The 276-nt window shown below is 73.2% G+C and carries 1 protein-coding gene; it reads left to right on the top strand.

Annotation, left to right across the window (positions count from 1 at the left end):
• Positions 1 to 75: 75 nt before the first annotated feature.
• On the top strand, positions 76 to 276 hold a 201-nt coding region (locus tag OEB96_RS00135), incomplete at its 3' end, for a hypothetical protein (protein WP_266213345.1).

Here is a 276-nt window from a genome sequence, read left to right as displayed (position 1 = left end):
ATCGCATGCGGGCGATCCGGGCGCTGGAGATCGCCGTGGCCACCACCGAGATCCAACCCGAGGAGCACACCCCCCATGCCGCATGACGTTCAGGCCCACGACGCGCTCCCGGATGGCCTCGACGAGCTGCCGTCGCCGCGCGTCCGGCTGTACCTCCAGCTCCGGGGCGACCCGGACGAGCACGAGTGGGCGGTGCGGTCGTTCGTGCTCGACGAGCGCCTGCATGCTCCCTACGCGCTCGCGGTGACGGCCCTGGGCCCCCTGCCCAAGGCGGGG

This window comes from Paraliomyxa miuraensis (assembly GCF_026337845.1).
GTDB lineage: Bacteria > Myxococcota_A > Polyangia > Nannocystales > Nannocystaceae > Paraliomyxa > Paraliomyxa miuraensis.
The sequence above is the reverse complement of the archived record's forward strand: the minus strand, read 5'-3'. Positions and strand labels throughout refer to the sequence as shown.